The 15,525-nt window shown below is 35.1% G+C and carries 16 protein-coding genes; 12 read left to right on the top strand and 4 right to left on the bottom strand.

The genetic code is table 11. The features are described 5' to 3' along the window. Nucleotides 1–12 precede the first annotated feature (12 nt). Nucleotides 13–732, bottom strand: a complete 720-nt coding sequence (locus tag GYM76_RS10240; protein ID WP_065562690.1) for a Crp/Fnr family transcriptional regulator — start codon at nucleotides 730–732, stop codon at nucleotides 13–15. 160 nt (nucleotides 733–892) lie between these two features. On the opposite strand from GYM76_RS10240, the gene GYM76_RS10245 reads away from it, so the two are divergent. The 10 genes from GYM76_RS10245 (at nucleotide 893) to ispC (ending at nucleotide 9,693) form a co-directional block, all read left to right on the top strand. Beyond that, on the top strand, nucleotides 893–1,240 hold the full coding sequence (locus GYM76_RS10245) for a cupin domain-containing protein (RefSeq protein ID WP_220225397.1): 348 nt from the start codon (nucleotides 893–895) through the stop codon (nucleotides 1,238–1,240). A gap of 9 nt (nucleotides 1,241–1,249) precedes the next feature. After that, nucleotides 1,250–2,014, top strand: coding sequence for a class I SAM-dependent methyltransferase (locus GYM76_RS10250; protein WP_065562692.1), 765 nt, complete (start codon nucleotides 1,250–1,252; stop codon nucleotides 2,012–2,014). Between the two features lie 227 nt (nucleotides 2,015–2,241). Beyond that, a complete protein-coding gene (locus tag GYM76_RS10255) occupies nucleotides 2,242–2,577 on the top strand; it encodes a zinc ribbon domain-containing protein YjdM (RefSeq protein WP_065562693.1) in 336 nt (111 codons plus the stop codon). A gap of 836 nt (nucleotides 2,578–3,413) precedes the next feature. Then, nucleotides 3,414–4,151 (top strand): 30S ribosomal protein S2, encoded by a 738-nt coding sequence (gene rpsB, locus GYM76_RS10260; protein ID WP_034882419.1) that lies wholly within the window; start codon nucleotides 3,414–3,416, stop codon nucleotides 4,149–4,151. 84 nt (nucleotides 4,152–4,235) lie between these two features. After that, the gene (gene tsf / locus GYM76_RS10265; RefSeq protein WP_065562694.1) at nucleotides 4,236–5,096 is read left to right on the top strand and encodes a translation elongation factor Ts; all 861 of its coding nucleotides are present in this window, start codon (nucleotides 4,236–4,238) and stop codon (nucleotides 5,094–5,096) included. A gap of 114 nt (nucleotides 5,097–5,210) precedes the next feature. Next, nucleotides 5,211–5,945 (top strand): UMP kinase, encoded by a 735-nt coding sequence (gene pyrH / locus GYM76_RS10270; protein WP_065562695.1) that lies wholly within the window; start codon nucleotides 5,211–5,213, stop codon nucleotides 5,943–5,945. Nucleotides 5,946–5,971: 26 nt separating this feature from the next. Beyond that, entirely contained in the window at nucleotides 5,972–6,529 is a 558-nt protein-coding gene (gene frr, locus GYM76_RS10275; protein ID WP_065562696.1) for a ribosome recycling factor, read from the top strand. A 495-nt stretch (nucleotides 6,530–7,024) separates the two neighbouring features. Then, nucleotides 7,025–7,690 carry a deoxyribose-phosphate aldolase gene (gene deoC, locus GYM76_RS10280; RefSeq protein ID WP_065562697.1) on the top strand — a complete coding sequence of 222 codons (666 nt, stop codon included), beginning with the start codon at nucleotides 7,025–7,027 and terminating at the stop codon, nucleotides 7,688–7,690. Nucleotides 7,691–7,744: 54 nt separating this feature from the next. Continuing rightward, nucleotides 7,745–8,506 (top strand): DNA-binding transcriptional repressor DeoR, encoded by a 762-nt coding sequence (gene deoR, locus GYM76_RS10285; protein WP_065562698.1) that lies wholly within the window; start codon nucleotides 7,745–7,747, stop codon nucleotides 8,504–8,506. A 2-nt stretch (nucleotides 8,507–8,508) separates the two neighbouring features. Continuing rightward, the gene (gene ispC / locus GYM76_RS10290) at nucleotides 8,509–9,693 is read left to right on the top strand and encodes a 1-deoxy-D-xylulose-5-phosphate reductoisomerase (protein WP_220225398.1); all 1,185 of its coding nucleotides are present in this window, start codon (nucleotides 8,509–8,511) and stop codon (nucleotides 9,691–9,693) included. 6 nt (nucleotides 9,694–9,699) lie between these two features. Here the strand turns inward: ispC and GYM76_RS10295 are convergent, their stop codons facing one another. Both GYM76_RS10295 and GYM76_RS10300 read right to left on the bottom strand, forming a co-directional pair. Further along, a complete protein-coding gene (locus GYM76_RS10295; protein WP_370632562.1) occupies nucleotides 9,700–10,251 on the bottom strand; it encodes a sugar O-acetyltransferase in 552 nt (183 codons plus the stop codon). Between the two features lie 4 nt (nucleotides 10,252–10,255). Next, nucleotides 10,256–11,215, bottom strand: a complete 960-nt coding sequence (locus GYM76_RS10300; RefSeq protein ID WP_220225400.1) for an aminoimidazole riboside kinase — start codon at nucleotides 11,213–11,215, stop codon at nucleotides 10,256–10,258. A gap of 273 nt (nucleotides 11,216–11,488) precedes the next feature. On the opposite strand from GYM76_RS10300, the gene GYM76_RS10305 reads away from it, so the two are divergent. Beyond that, nucleotides 11,489–12,958 carry a glycoside hydrolase family 32 protein gene (locus GYM76_RS10305; protein WP_220225401.1) on the top strand — a complete coding sequence of 490 codons (1,470 nt, stop codon included), beginning with the start codon at nucleotides 11,489–11,491 and terminating at the stop codon, nucleotides 12,956–12,958. A 40-nt stretch (nucleotides 12,959–12,998) separates the two neighbouring features. Here the strand turns inward: GYM76_RS10305 and GYM76_RS10310 are convergent, their stop codons facing one another. Continuing rightward, nucleotides 12,999–14,003, bottom strand: coding sequence for a LacI family DNA-binding transcriptional regulator (locus tag GYM76_RS10310; protein ID WP_220225402.1), 1,005 nt, complete (start codon nucleotides 14,001–14,003; stop codon nucleotides 12,999–13,001). A 181-nt stretch (nucleotides 14,004–14,184) separates the two neighbouring features. Here GYM76_RS10310 and GYM76_RS10315 point away from each other — a divergent pair, with 181 nt between their 5' ends. After that, nucleotides 14,185–15,426, top strand: coding sequence for an oligosaccharide MFS transporter (locus GYM76_RS10315; RefSeq protein ID WP_218059968.1), 1,242 nt, complete (start codon nucleotides 14,185–14,187; stop codon nucleotides 15,424–15,426). Nucleotides 15,427–15,525 lie beyond the last annotated feature (99 nt).

The raw sequence follows: 15,525 nt of genomic DNA on the forward strand, positions 1-15,525 counted from the left end.
ATGAGAAAACAATTAAAATGAACGCTCGGAAGGTAGCGTTAACCCCTTCAAATAGGCTGGCTTTAATACTTTAATAGAGTGATTCTCAACTTTGATGACCTGATCTTTTCGCCAACTAGAGATAAGACGGCTTAATGTCTCATAACGCATACCTAACTTAGTAGCCAACTGGCTGCGTGATATTGGTAATATAAATTGATAGGTATTGGTTTGGTTAGTACATAACGATAAAAAATAAGCCGCTAATCTTTGCTCTGCTGAGCTTGAAGTTAACCAATCAATATTATTAATCTGTTCATATAATTTAGCACTAAAATTAACCAATAAGCGCTGCATAATAATTGGGTGATTATGACAAACTTTGAGTAAACTGCTCTTTTCAATCAAGAGTAAAGAACAGTCTGTTTTAGCTCGAATCGTCATTGGAAAACGGTTATGTGGCATAAAAATTGCGGCAATGGCGACTAATTGGTAACTTGAGAATATACCAAAAACTTTTTCCTCACCGAGATAAGTATTTCGATATACTTCAACCTGCCCCCTAATCATCAGCGCACATCCCGATAAAGGCATTCCTTCATGCCCAAACATATCACCGATATCGAGTTCCATATACTGTGCAGTTTCAATGATTGGCAACAAAGCGTCTTGGGTTAATCCATTAAATAATTTAACTTGGCTTAACCAATCAAAAATTTGTTGTTCGGTGGGTCTATTTTTGACAAATGTCATAGGTTTTACCTAATGATACTTTTAAAATAAATTTAATATAGTTGATAATAATTCTTATTTCAATACTTAACTTTTTTAATAACCACATGAAATATAATGGTTTATTTAAAAAATTACCTAAATTTATAGTACAAGGTTCGACTTTCGATAGGAGTATACAATGTCAAACAACACGATTACCCCCGTTCAAGCACTTGAACTGAGTTCATTAATTACCCCAACTGAACAAGGCATCGCAAGCCGTGTTTTAGCTAAAACAACAGGCGGTAATTTAACGTTATTTGCTTTCGATAAAGGACAAGGCTTATCTGAGCATAGCGCTCCTTTTGACGCAATTGTTATGGTGATCGAAGGCGAATTGACATTAACGATTGATGGACAACCCGTTACAGCAAAACCTGGCACTATTGTCAGAATGCCAGCCAATATTCCTCATGCTGTTGAAGCGCCACAAGCGGCTAAAATGTTATTAGTCATGCTAAGAGAAATAACTTTAAACCACAATTAAGGAACAAATATGAACAGCAATAAAGAAGCCGGGCATAAATTCCTTGCTAAATTAGGGAAAACCCGATTACGCCCGGGAGGTAAAAAAGCCACCGAGTGGTTATTTAAGCAAGCACTCTTTACGCCACAAATGCAGGTACTTGAGATTGCTTGCAATATGGGCACAACCTCTATGGAGATTGCTAAGCGTTTTGGCTGCAATATTACTGGCATTGATATGGATAAGTTGGCTTTAGCAAAAGCAGAGGAAAATATTAGAAAAAACAAATTAGACCACTTAATCCACATCCAGCAAGCTGATGCATCAAAACTGCCGTTTGCGGATAACAGCTTTGATATAGTGATTAATGAGGCGATGCTTACCATGTATGCCGATAAAGCCAAAAATCATTTATTAAAAGAGTATTATCGTGTATTAAAGCCAGGTGGGAAATTACTTACCCATGATATTATGCTAGTTAACCCAAAACAGTCTGAGCAAATTATCAAGCATATTCGTCATGCAATCAATGTTAATGCTCAACCAACCAGCATTGAATCATGGTATCAATTATTTAACGATGCCGGATTTGTTGATATTAAATCCGAGCATAATGCAATGACATTGATGTCGCCAACAGGGATGTTATACGACGAAGGTCTGTTTGGCACACTAAAAATCATTCGCAACGCCTTGCGCAAACAAAATCGCGCACAATTTTTGAAAATGTTTAAAACGTTTAAACATCATCATGACCAACTTAATTATATTGCAGTTTGTAGCACTAAAGCTTAATCAACAAGTTAATTGAAATACATGTTTATTTCCAACAATAGTCCTTTAAAATTTTAGGTGTTATGGTTAATGCCATAACCCTATTTTTTTATCTGCCAAAACCTAAAACGATAAAATCCCTAATTACTCAGCAATAGGCAAGCAAGTTGACTGGGAATATCATGACTTCATAGCATTTTTTTGCTATAGTGAACACCATTTTATTTAACTAGGATTAATCATAACCCATGGAAACTATTCCTAATTGCCCAGTTTGCCAATCTGAACACACCTATCACGATGGCACCTTTTACGTTTGCCCTGAGTGTGCTCATGAGTGGGATCCGAATCAAACAGCCTCATCAGAAGACGAACGACAAGTAAAAGACAGTAATGGTAATTTACTTGCTGACGGTGATGATATTATTTTAATTAAGGATCTTAAATTAAAAGGTTCATCCACTGTACTTAAAAAAGGTGCCAAAGCTAAAGGCATTCGTCTTGTAGACGGCGATCACGAAATTGATTGTAAGGTTGATGGAATGAAAGTAATGCTGAAAGCTTGTTTTGTTAAAAAAGCGTAATTGCATTAACCAATATTTAACTTATTTTATATAGATTAATGAAAAAATATCTTTAGTTAAACCTTTGTTAAAACCATTTAATAATAAAAAATTATTTAATGGTTTTACCATATAAATCAACTCACACAAAAATAAAAAATCCACGTTCGTCTAATACTTTTCGAGTATCCTTTAATAGACAAAATCCCTTATATATAATTTACTCAACAATGCTTGTTTTATCTTGATAGACAATTATAGCTTATTTATTACTTATAGCTTTTAACGAAATAGATGATTAAAATTTTTCAATCATATTGGGGAATAGAAAAGCTTTACGAAGGGAAACTGTATAAAAATTTACCACATGTAAAGCATTAAAATTCTGCGCAGCAACATTTGAATCGTCCATACTTGATACATATTTTATATTAGGTGATAAATCATTTTTTTGAAGTTTATTTATTATTTCCTCTACAGGTGCTAACGATATATCTAATTCATCAATAAGAACAACAAATGCCTTATTGATAATCTTTAAAACCTCTCAGCACGGTTATCGATTTTATGAATCTTTTATTCTGCACTAGCATGATTTTTTTCTCAAAAATCTACATTATTCTTTTTCTATAAGAAAAAACTAGCAAATCTCACTAAAATATGGTATAAAACGCGCGCTACTTTTCACATTCATTTTTCAAAAATATTTGTGAAATAAAGCACAAATTTTAAAACTTAATTAACGTTATAACACACACATATCATTACTCTTTTCCGGGGTGCCTTTTACTTTGTGTATTAAGGTCGGATAAAGCGGATATGTGGAGGCATAACCCCAACGTCAAAATGAGGAAATCATGACTACAGTATCAATGCGCGATATGTTACAAGCAGGTGTACACTTTGGACACCAAACTCGTTATTGGAACCCAAAAATGAAACCATTTATTTTTGGTGCACGCAACAAAGTACACATCATCAATCTTGAAAAAACAGTACCTATGTTCAATGAAGCATTAGCTGAATTAAACAAGATTGCTGCGCGTAAAGGTAAAATTTTATTTGTTGGCACAAAACGTGCTGCAAGTGAAGCAATTAAACAAGCAGCTGAAAGCTGTGGACAATACTACGTTAATCACCGCTGGTTAGGTGGTATGTTGACTAACTGGAAAACAGTACGTCAATCAATCAAACGTCTTAAAGATTTAGAAACACAAGCTAATGATGGTACATTTGATAAATTAACCAAAAAAGAAGCGCTTATGCGTGCTCGTGAAATGGCTAAATTAGAAAATAGCTTGGGTGGAATTAAAAATATGGGTGGCTTACCCGATGTGATTTTTGTAATTGGTGCAGACCATGAACATATCGCAATCAAAGAAGCTAACAATTTAGGTATTCCAGTCATTGCTGTTGTTGATACTAATTCAGATCCAGATGGTATTGATTACATCGTTCCTGGTAATGATGATGCGATCCGTGCAATTCAATTATATGCAAATGCGGTTGCTGAAGCAGTTCGTTCTGGTCGTGAACAAAATCAATCTCCAGTATCTGAAGAAAGCTTTGTTGAAGAAGCTCCAGCAGCAGAGTAATAAACTCAAATATTTTCAGGGTCGATAATATCATCGACCCATTCTAATGAAAATCATCAAAATGGTTAAATAGAGGATTTAAAAATGGCTGAAGTTACCGCTTCTATGGTAAAAGAACTGCGTGAAAGAACTGGCGCAGGTATGATGGAATGTAAGAAAGCATTAGTTGAAGCAAATGGTGATATCGATCTTGCTATCGATAACATGCGTAAATCAGGTCAAGCAAAAGCAGCTAAAAAAGCTGGTCGTGTTGCAGCTGAAGGTGTGATTATTTCTAAAATCTCTTCTGATAAAAAATCAGGTGTTATTCTAGAAATCAACTGTGAAACTGACTTTGTTGCTAAAGATGCAGGTTTTATCGCATTTAGTGAAAAAGTAGCAACTGCGGCATTAAATGATCACATTACTGATCTTGCTGCTTTACAAGCAAAATTTGAAGAAGAGCGTACCGCTTTAGTTGCTAAAATTGGTGAAAATATCGGTATTCGTCGTGTTCAAGAGATCACTGGTGATGTTGTTGGTAGTTACCAACATGGTGCACGTATCGGTGTATTAGTTGCAGCAAACAGTGGCTGTGATGAAGAATTAGTGAAACATATTGCAATGCACATCGCTGCAAGCAAACCAGAATATGTTGACCCAAGTGATGTACCTGCTGATGTGGTTGAACATGAACGTAATATTCAAATCGATATTGCAATGCAATCAGGTAAACCTCGTGAAATCGCAGAAAAAATGGTTGAAGGCCGTATGCGTAAATTCACTGGTGAAGTATCACTTACTGGTCAACCATTTGTAATGGATCCAAGTAAAACAGTTGGTGATTTACTTGCTGAGAAAAAAGCAACAATTGCAACATTTATCCGCTTCGAAGTGGGTGAAGGTATCGAAAAAGTCGAAGTTGACTTTGCAGCCGAGGTTGCTGCGATATCAAAACAATCTTAATTGTTTTTATCGAAACCGCCGTAATGGCGGTTTTGTTTATCTGCAAAATATTTTAAAATGATTGCCAGCTAGTTATTCTAGATTTTTAAGTAATAAAATATAGTGAGATTTCATATGGTAACCCCTTTCTATAAACGTATCCTTCTTAAACTCAGTGGTGAAGCATTACAAGGTGATGAAGGTTTTGGTATTGATCCAACCGTTCTTGATCGTATGGCACAAGAAATTAAAGAACTTATCGACATGGAAGTTCAGGTTGCTGTTGTTATCGGAGGTGGTAACCTATTTCGTGGTGCAGGACTTGCTAAAGCGGGTATGAACCGTGTTGTTGGTGACCATATGGGGATGCTAGCAACAGTTATGAATGGCCTTGCCATGCGTGATGCTTTGCACCGAATTGAAGTTAATGCACGTTTGATGTCGGCAATCCCATTAAACGGAGTTTGCGACGATTATCGCTGGACTGAAGCAATTAGCTTGCTTAAACATGGCAAAGTCGTTATTCTTTCTGCAGGAACAGGCAACCCATTTTTCACAACTGACTCTGCGGCTTGTTTACGTGGTATTGAAATTGAAGCAGATGTCGTTTTAAAAGCAACCAAAGTCGATGGTGTTTATTCTGCCGATCCAGTAAAAAATCCCAATGCTACACTATATAAAACACTTAACTATGAGAAAGTGTTGGACGATGAATTAAAAGTCATGGATTTAGCCGCATTTACATTAGCACGAGATCATAATCTACCAATTTGTGTTTTTAATATGAATAAACCTGGTGCATTACGTCGTGTCATTTTAGGCGAGCAAGAGGGAACATTAATCAATAATCAGACTACAGTGAGCTGTTAGTCTTAATTATTAAAAAGGTTTTTATTATGCTAAATGAGATTCAAAAAGAAGCGCAAACGCGCATGGAAAAAAGTATTGAGGCGTTTCAAAATCATATTTCTAAAGTTAGAACCGGGCGTGCTTCACCAAGCTTATTAGACGGAATTATGGTTGAATACTATGGTAGCCCAACACCACTACGTCAATTAGCTAATGTTGTTGCTGAAGATGCAAGAACGCTGGCTATTACGGTATTTGATAAATCATTAACACCAATGATTGAAAAGGCTGTTTTAACCTCTGATTTAGGACTTAATCCTGCTTCAGCAGGGACAGTTATTCGAGTACCTCTACCACCGTTAACTGAAGAACGTCGTCGTGATTTAACTAAAATAGTGCGTAATGAAGCAGAACAAGGTCGTGTGTCAATTCGAAATATTCGTCGTGATGCTAACGATCAAATCAAAGCTTTGTTAAAAGATAAAGAAATCTCAGAAGATGATGAACGTAAATCACAAGATTTAATTCAAAAAGCAACAGATGCAGCTATCAAAAAATTAGATGCAGTGCTTGCAGATAAAGAAAAAGAGTTAATGGAATTTTAATCTCTTGGCTAAAAAGCCTAGTTGATAAAACTAGGTTTTTTTGATTTTTACCAATCAACTATCAATCATTTAATTACCGCTGAAAAATACAAAATATTAGTTTTATCAGTAAGCGAATAGATCAAAAATAAAAAATCACTCAATAAAATAAACAGCTATCCTTCTATTTAAGCGATATAAAGTCTAACTGAGTTTATCTACAGTTGCTCAATGAAGATAATGCGCTTATGCAAAATTAAAGGGTAAACAATGTATCCGTATTAGCGCATCATTAGCCACTAAAAATAATCAAGTTTGTCAAAATCATGGTTTCCAGTCTGATTTGATTCAATTGTTTAAGTTTATTAAATAGTTTAGTTTTTAATTATCAAAATTTAAGTATATAATGTTACGGAAATAACATTATAGGGCTATATATGTTATTTTTATAACATCATTTACTTAATACTAAAATCATTTACTAGACATTACTAACAAAAATTAAAGGACATCATTATGGATTATGCAAAGTATATTGATCATACTTTACTGGCGATGAATGCCACAGAAGATCAAATACGTAAACTTTGTGAAGAAGCAAAGCAGTATCATTTCTATTCTGTATGTGTTAATTCAGGCTATGTGCCTTTAGTCGCTAGCTTGCTTAAAGGTAGCGATGTAAAGGTTTGTTCAGTCGTTGGCTTTCCTTTAGGTGCTATGCTGACTTCTGCTAAAGCATTTGAGACTGAAATGGCAGTCAAAGCTGGTGCAGAAGAGATCGATATGGTTATCAATGTCGGCTGGCTAAAAAGCAATGATCTAACGGCGGTTAAAGAAGATATTCAAGCAGTATTTAATGCTTGTGGTTCAGTGCCGTTAAAAGTTATTTTAGAAACTTGCTTATTAACTAAAGAAGAAATCGTTACAGTTTGTACAATTTGTAAAGAAATTGGCGTTGCTTTTGTTAAAACTTCAACTGGTTTTAGCTTATCAGGGGCAACAGTTGAAGATGTTAAATTGATGCGCGAAACAGTCGGTGATAAAATGGGTGTCAAAGCATCAGGTGGCATTAGAGATCGTCAAACTGCTGAAAAAATGGTTCAAGCTGGTGCAACACGGTTAGGCGCTAGTGCTGGTATTGCAATTGTATCAGGCGATAAAGCATCATCTAGCGGCTATTAATTCATCCTTTTATAAGCTACTGTATAGTAGCTTATTGCTATTTATGGAATGGCAATGGAAACGCAACCGCAAAAAAGAGTTAATGCACTTATTGAGCAATTAAAAACTACCGATAAAATTCATTTAAAGCAAGCAGCGCAAATGCTTGCTGTTTCTGAAATGACAATTCGTCGAGATCTTAGCAATCAATCATCATGTTTAGCTGTTTTAGGCGGTTATATTGTTAACCAAGCACGCCATACCATATCGCAATATTTTGTTTCAGATCAAAAAGATAAACATGTAGATGAAAAGCGTTATATTGGTAAACTAGTTAGCCAATTTGTTGATGAGAACGATACTATTTTTTTTGATTGCGGTACAACCATGCAATTTATCATTGATGAAATTAGTGATGATATTGCTTTTACTGCAATCTGCTATTCACTCAATGCTTTTCTAGCGTTACAAAACAAACCAAAATGTAAAATCATTTTATGTGGTGGGCAATATCAGCTTAATAATGCAATTTTTACCGGCATTAGTTCCCATAATCCGCTCGATTTTATCTGCCCAAATAAAGCTTTTATTTCGGCAGCGGGTATTGATCTCACTCAAGGTGCAACTTGTTACCATTTTGATGAACTGAATATGAAGCATCAGGCGATGAAAAAATCTAATCAAAATATTTTAATTGCCGATCATACTAAGTTTAATCAAGTTAAACCGGCTTTTATTTGTAACCTTGATCAGTTTAATTTGGTGATGACCGATAGAGCACCGGATTTAGACTACGTCGCTTACTTTGAAGAAAATAACATTGGTTTAATTTATTAATTATGAAAAATATCGCAATTTTAGGTTCAACAGGATCGATCGGCTGTAGCACGTTAGCCGTCATTCGGCAAAATCCAACTTTATACAAAGCTTATGTGCTAGTAGGTGGCAGTAATGTTGCAAAAATGACAGAGCAGTGTCAGGAGTTTAAACCAAAATATGTTGCTATGGCGAGCAAACAAGCAGCGCAGCAGCTTAAAGCAAATTTAGCTAACCTAAAATTGAATATAGAAGTACTGAGTGGTGAGCAAGCTATGTGTGATTTAGCACAGCTTCCCGAAGTTAACCAAGTTATGGCTGCAATTGTTGGTGCAGCAGGATTAAGGCCGACTCTTGCTGCAATTGAAAAAGGTAAACGCATTTTATTAGCTAATAAAGAGTCATTAGTCACTTGTGGGCATTTATTTATGCAAGCGGTGAAGCAATATGGTGCCGAGCTACTACCGGTCGATAGTGAACATAATGCGATTTTTCAAAGTTTACCTACCGCAGTGCAGCATGATCTTGGATTTGCTAATCTGACTGATCATGGTATCGCCAAAATTGTGTTAACCGGATCTGGCGGACCTTTTCGGGAACTACCGTTAAATCAATTAACTACAGCCACACCTGAGCAAGCGACTTTACATCCTAACTGGTCAATGGGTAAAAAGATTTCAGTTGATTCGGCAACGATGATGAATAAAGGCTTGGAATACATTGAAGCACGCTGGTTGTTTAATGCTAGTTCTGAACAAATGGAGATTATTGTACATCCTCAATCGATTATTCACTCGATGGTACGTTATCTAGATGGCAGTATTATTGCAGAATTAGGCGTGCCAGATATGTGTACGCCAATTGCTTATTCAATGTCTTATCCATTACGTATTTCATCCGGTGTACCTGCTTTAGATTTTACTCAAATCTCATCATTAACCTTCAATCAACCCGATTTTATTCGCTATCCATGCTTAAAATTAGCCATTGAGGCTTGTGGTGAAGGGCAAGCGGCAACAACAGCGCTTAACGCTGCCAACGAAGTGGCAGTTGAAGCATTTTTACAGCAAAAAATTGGTTTTATGGATATTGCCAAACAAGTTGCAACCACGTTAGATCAACTTAATTTTCCGGAACCTGCCACTATTGATGATGTGTTCACTATTGATGCATGGGCTAGAGCACAATGTAGCAAACAGATAGTTTAAATGGCATTAAAGTGTTTTATACACTCGGCATGGCGTACCCATGGCAACGACATTTGAAGGGATATCTCGATCTACAATACTGCCTGCTGCAATAACCGTATTATCGCCGATAGTCACATTGGGTAGTACAATTACGTTACCACCAATCCAAACGTTATTACCGATCGTAATCGGTTTGGCAAACTCAAGCCCACTGTTGCGTATTTGGTTATCAAGTGGGTGACCTGAGGTATAAAAACCGCAATTGGGTGCGACAAGGACATTATCTCCGAATGTAATTTTGGCCGCATCAAGCATGATGCAGTTAAAATTAGCAAAAAAATTCTCTCCAATTTCAATATTGTAGCCATAATCACATTGAAAACCGGGCATAATTGTAAATTGCTTCGGTGTTTTACCTAATAGCTTTCTAAAAAGTTGTTGCCGTTTATCCACTGCTGAAGGTGATAGTTGGTTTAACTGAAAGCAGAGATCTTGTGCATAAATTCGCTCTTTTTCAAGCTCATTAATACAAGGATTATAAAGTAAACCTGTTAACATTTTCTCCTTTTCAGTCATTTTACTATCCCATCTGTTTCGCTATTAGTGCAGGATTATCACTAATAAATGATTGTAAAAAACCACTGTCTGGTAATGCCGTTAATGCACCTTTTTTGGTGGTAGCTAGTGCTCCGCATGCGCTGGCTATAGTCATCATACTTTCTAACATTAATTTATCCTCAGGCATACCTGATAAAGCAATACTGCTAAGTAATCCTGCAACAAATGCATCTCCAGCTCCAGTTGTATCAATGCTATTGACATGAAATGAGTCAAAAGTAAAAGTTTTACCTTGCCATAACACAATACTACCATCTCGACCTTTGGTAACTAACTTAAGTGGTGCATTATAATGTTGTTGCAATTTATCGAGAGCTACATGCCAATCTTGGCTCTCAGTTAACCAAAACAACTCTTCATCAGAGAGTTTAAGAATGTCAGCATCATGACAGAATTGAGTGATAATTGTGCGCATTTCATTTTTATCTTGCCACATTTGTTCACGTAAATTGATATCAAAACTAACTAAACCATTTTTATCACTGAGTTTCTCAATAGCTTGTTTGAGCGTTTGTCGACAAGTTGTTCCAACTAATGCTAAAGAACAAAAATGAAGAATATCTTGATTAAAATCAGGAAGTGCTTGTTCTGACAAAAATTGATCGGCCGAGGGTGAAACAAGAAAGGTAAAACTTCGTTCACCATTTTCACCTAAATCAACAACAACAGTGCTTGTTCTATGCTCCTCATCCTTTTCAAGACTTTGGCAATCAACATGATGCTCACAAAAAGTCTTTTCCATGAAGTGACCAAATGGATCATTACCAACTCTACCAATAAAACCAGAGGGCAGTCCTAACTTAGCAATACCAATAGCTACATTTGCAGGAGCACCTCCAGCACAGGCTCGGTAGTTCATTTCACCAAATGGTAATAAATCAATAACAGCATCACCAAGAGACCATACTTTTGTATTATTCATTTTGTCACTCATATTATTAATAGGTTAAATTTGTGTGTCATTACTATCTCAGCATACTCAAATTAATTCATTAAGCATTGATTAGCTGATGTGTTGATAATCAATATTAACTATAAACTAAATCATTTATAAAAAAAATCATTGTTAACGTTAAAAATATGTGACTATCATCACATATTTTAACGTTTATTTCACTATAAGTTAACGTTAACAAAAAAATTAATGTAGTATATAATCGTATTAACCTAACTCATGATAAAAGAAGGGAATGTTATGACAAATGCAATTGATAAAGCTAACCAAGCTATAAAAAAATTAGAAAAAGAAATGAATAAGCAATATTATCCTCATTTCCATTTATCACCTCAAGCTGGTTGGATGAATGATCCAAATGGCTTAGTCTATTATAAAGGACAATATCATGCTTTCTATCAACACCATCCTTATAATGAGAATTGGGGACCAATGCACTGGGGACATGCAGTAAGTGATGATCTTATTACATGGCGGAGATTACCAATTGCAATTGCGCCAGATCATGATTATGACAAGAGTGGGTGTTTTTCAGGTTCAGCTGTAGATAATAATGGCGAATTGAGCTTAATTTACACAGGCCATATATGGTTAAATGGTCAAGGTAATGATGAACATATCCGAGAAACTCAATGTCTTGCCACAAGTAAAGATGGTATTAATTTTAAAAAACATGGAACTATACTTACACCAAAAGAAGGGATTATGCATTTTCGTGATCCTAAAGTGTTTAAACAAAATGGTAAATGGTGGATGGTAGTTGGTCAGCGAGAAACCAATGATGTTGGTCAAGTGTTACTTTATCGTTCAACTGATTTAAAAGATTGGAAGTTTGAACAAGTTCTTATCAGTGATATCGATCCGAATGTTTATATGCTTGAATGTCCAGACTTTTTCCCATTAGGAGATAAATGGATATTAATGTTCTCACCACAAGGTATGCAAGCAAAAGGTTATCAATATCGAAATCGATTCCAATCTGGCTATATCGTTGGAGATTGGCAGCCAGGTAAGCCATTTTCAATAATCAAATCATTCCAAGAGATGGACTTTGGTCACGATTTTTATGCGCCACAATCATTCCTCGCAGCAGATGGTCGTCGTATTATGTTTGGTTGGATGGATATGTGGGAATCAAAAATGCCAAGTAAACATGATAAATGGATGGGAGCATTTACTTTACCACGCGAATTAATCCTAGATCGACAAAATAGAGTTCGTAATCGACCAATTAAAGAACTTGTGGCACTGCGCGAAAAACCACAATCATTAACTAATATTGAATTAAATAGTGAATTAAAAAATACCAAAATTGAATCAATTAGTTGTGAAATTAATGTTGAAATTGATTTAGTCAATAGTAATGCTGAACGTTTTGGATTACAACTTGCTGCGACACCAGATGGTAAGCAAGCAACCTTATTGTACATTGATCGGCAAGCTAACCGCATCATTCTAGACCGAAGTCTTTCTGGAATTGACTTAAAAGGTTATCGAAGTGTGCCATTACCAAAAACCAAAAAACTAACATTACATATTTTTGTTGATGCATCATCAGTCGAAGTTTTCATAAATAAAGATTTATATAGCCTCTCAAGCCGTATTTATCCTAAATTACCAGCAAAAAGGTTAATTAACTTATTTGCCGAAAATGGACAAGCAAAAATTACCAAATTAGATAGCTGGCAATTAAAATCAATTTATGAATAATTTATAAAAAAAAACCACCAACTAAGGTGGTTTTTTTTCGTTATAAAGATTCTCGTTCTAAATATGGTGATGGTATGTGAGTGATAGTTTTTTTACTTTCACTATTGATTATATGCAGAGCTGCTTTTTGACCTATTTCATAATGTGGTAATTGTACAGTAGTCAGTGAAGGATAAAAAAGTTCACCAGTACCAACCATATTGTCATAACCGAGAACCGCAACATCGTTGGGAATATGAAATCCTTTACCAAGTAAAAATTGATAAGCAACAAAAGCAATTCTATCGTTACCACAAATTAATACATCAAAATCTGGTTTTTTAACACAATGTTTTGCCAAAATTTCTATCGTCATCATATATTCTAGGGAAAGGTTTGCAGGTGACATTAAAGTATGATAACTCTTGATATCGTTTAAATCGTTGCCAGCATCTAACCATGCTTGCTCAGCAGCTTTACGCCTAATTTTACCCGCTAAAGTATCTTCTGATAAATAGATACATAATGGTTTTTTATATCCCTTATTTATTACATTCTGCATCGCTTGATATTGACCAGAATAATCATCAGGGATATAACAAGCAAGCTGCTCAGAATCACTAATGCAGTTTGCTAATACCACATTTTTACCGAGCAATTTATCTGGCAGTTGAACTTTTCTTAACCCCATTGTTGTATAAATAATACCATTAGGTCGATAAGATAAAAGAGTATTAATCGCATGATCAGCATCTTTATCATCAAATAAATTAACAATAAACGTATTCCAACCATGTTGTTGAGCTGTTTTTTCTATTGCTTGAAGTAATTCAACTGAGAATGGCGTTGTCGCCGTTTCTAGTGCCAGCACACCAATAGCATAAGGGCCAGAATTATCTCCTCGAATCTTTCGTGCAGATAAATCCGGCACATAATTAAGTTCCTCAATAGCTTTCTTCACTTTTTTATATGTTTCTTTATTGAGTTTGTCAGGATTATTGATTGCTCGAGAAACCGTCATCAATGAAACTGATGCCAATCTAGCAACATCCTTGAGTGAAGCCATAGTTGAATCCTTTTGCTCACATTAAAAATAATAATAAATTTTAGCTTTGTATGATGATATCACAAATAAAAATGATAAAAAGTGTGAGGAAAGTAACATTTATGATAATTGGCTGTTTCTATTTTATTCCAATTATGACAATAATGTTAACGTTAAACTTCAACATAAAAAGAGAATGAAAATGAATATAGATATAATACAAAATAGAAATTATTGGTTCTCGTCAGGCTATCTTGTTACCTTTTATGCAGCATGGTCACTTTGGTGGTCTTTTTATGCCATTTGGCTCAAAAGCCAAATTGGTTTATCTGGTGAACAATTAGGGGTTGTTTATTCTGCTAACTCTGCTGCAGCCATGTTTTTTATGATTTTTTATGGCATTATCCAAGATAAATTGCAGATAGGTAAAGCGGTAATTACCTTCCAAAGTATTATCATGTTACTGATTGGCCCGTTTTTAATTTATGTCTATGAGCCTTTACTTCGAAATGATTTTATTTTGGGTGTCTGTATTGGAGCTCCAGTCTTAAGTGCTGGTTTTATTTCTGGATGTGCTTTGATTGACTCTTTTATCGAGCGAATTAGTCGTCTATTTGGTTTTGAATTTGGCCCAGCAAGATTCTGGGGATCATTTGGTTATGCTGCTGCAACTTTTGTTGCTGGCATTTTATTTGGCATTAACCCTCACATTAACTTCTGGATGGCATCTGGGGTTGCAGCTATCTATTTCACCATCAATTTAGTTTTTAAACCTAAACAAGAGTCTTTGGCAAACGGTAAAACACAAGCAGTCATGGAAAAACCATCTATCCCTACCATGAGTGAAATTTTTTCACTATTTGGTATGAAAAAGTTTTGGTTATTTGTCTTTTTTATAATTGGTACTAATAGCTTTTATACCATATATGATCAGCAACTATTTCCAAATTTCTATACCAGCTTCTTTGATAAACCAGAAAGTGGCTATCAAGTTTATGGATATTTAAATTCTTTCCAAGTTTTTTTAGAAGCAGCTTGTATGATTTTAGTACCCTATTTTATTAATAAAATTGGTGCAAAAAAAGCTTTACTAGCAGCAGCGTTGGTAATGGTATGCCGAATCTCATTATCTGCAACGTTAGATAATGTTTATCTAATTTCATTAGTTAAACTTTTCCACGCAATTGAAACACCACTATTTATTCTAGCGGTATTTAAATACGCTGTAGCCAACTTTGATGCGAGACTATCATCCACACTATACTTAGTTGGATTTAACATCTCATCAAATGTAGGTGTTATTGTATTGTCATGGATTGTAGGTAAGTTATTTGATAAAACAGGATATTCAACTACTTTCTATGTACTAGCAGCAATAGTATTTGTCATTTTATTTATTGCAACATTTACTTTAAGTGACAATAAACAAAAAACAGAAAAATAACCATCATTCTTAAATGTTATAAAAATGGGAACAATTTGTTCCCATTTTATAATATCTATAGAGAAAGCTTGCTTCTATTCTTAGTTTGCGAAACAATAT

Origin of the sequence: Gilliamella sp. ESL0443 (genome assembly GCF_019469165.1) — a bacterium.
GTDB classification, from domain to species: Bacteria; Pseudomonadota; Gammaproteobacteria; order Enterobacterales; family Orbaceae; genus Gilliamella; species Gilliamella apicola_E.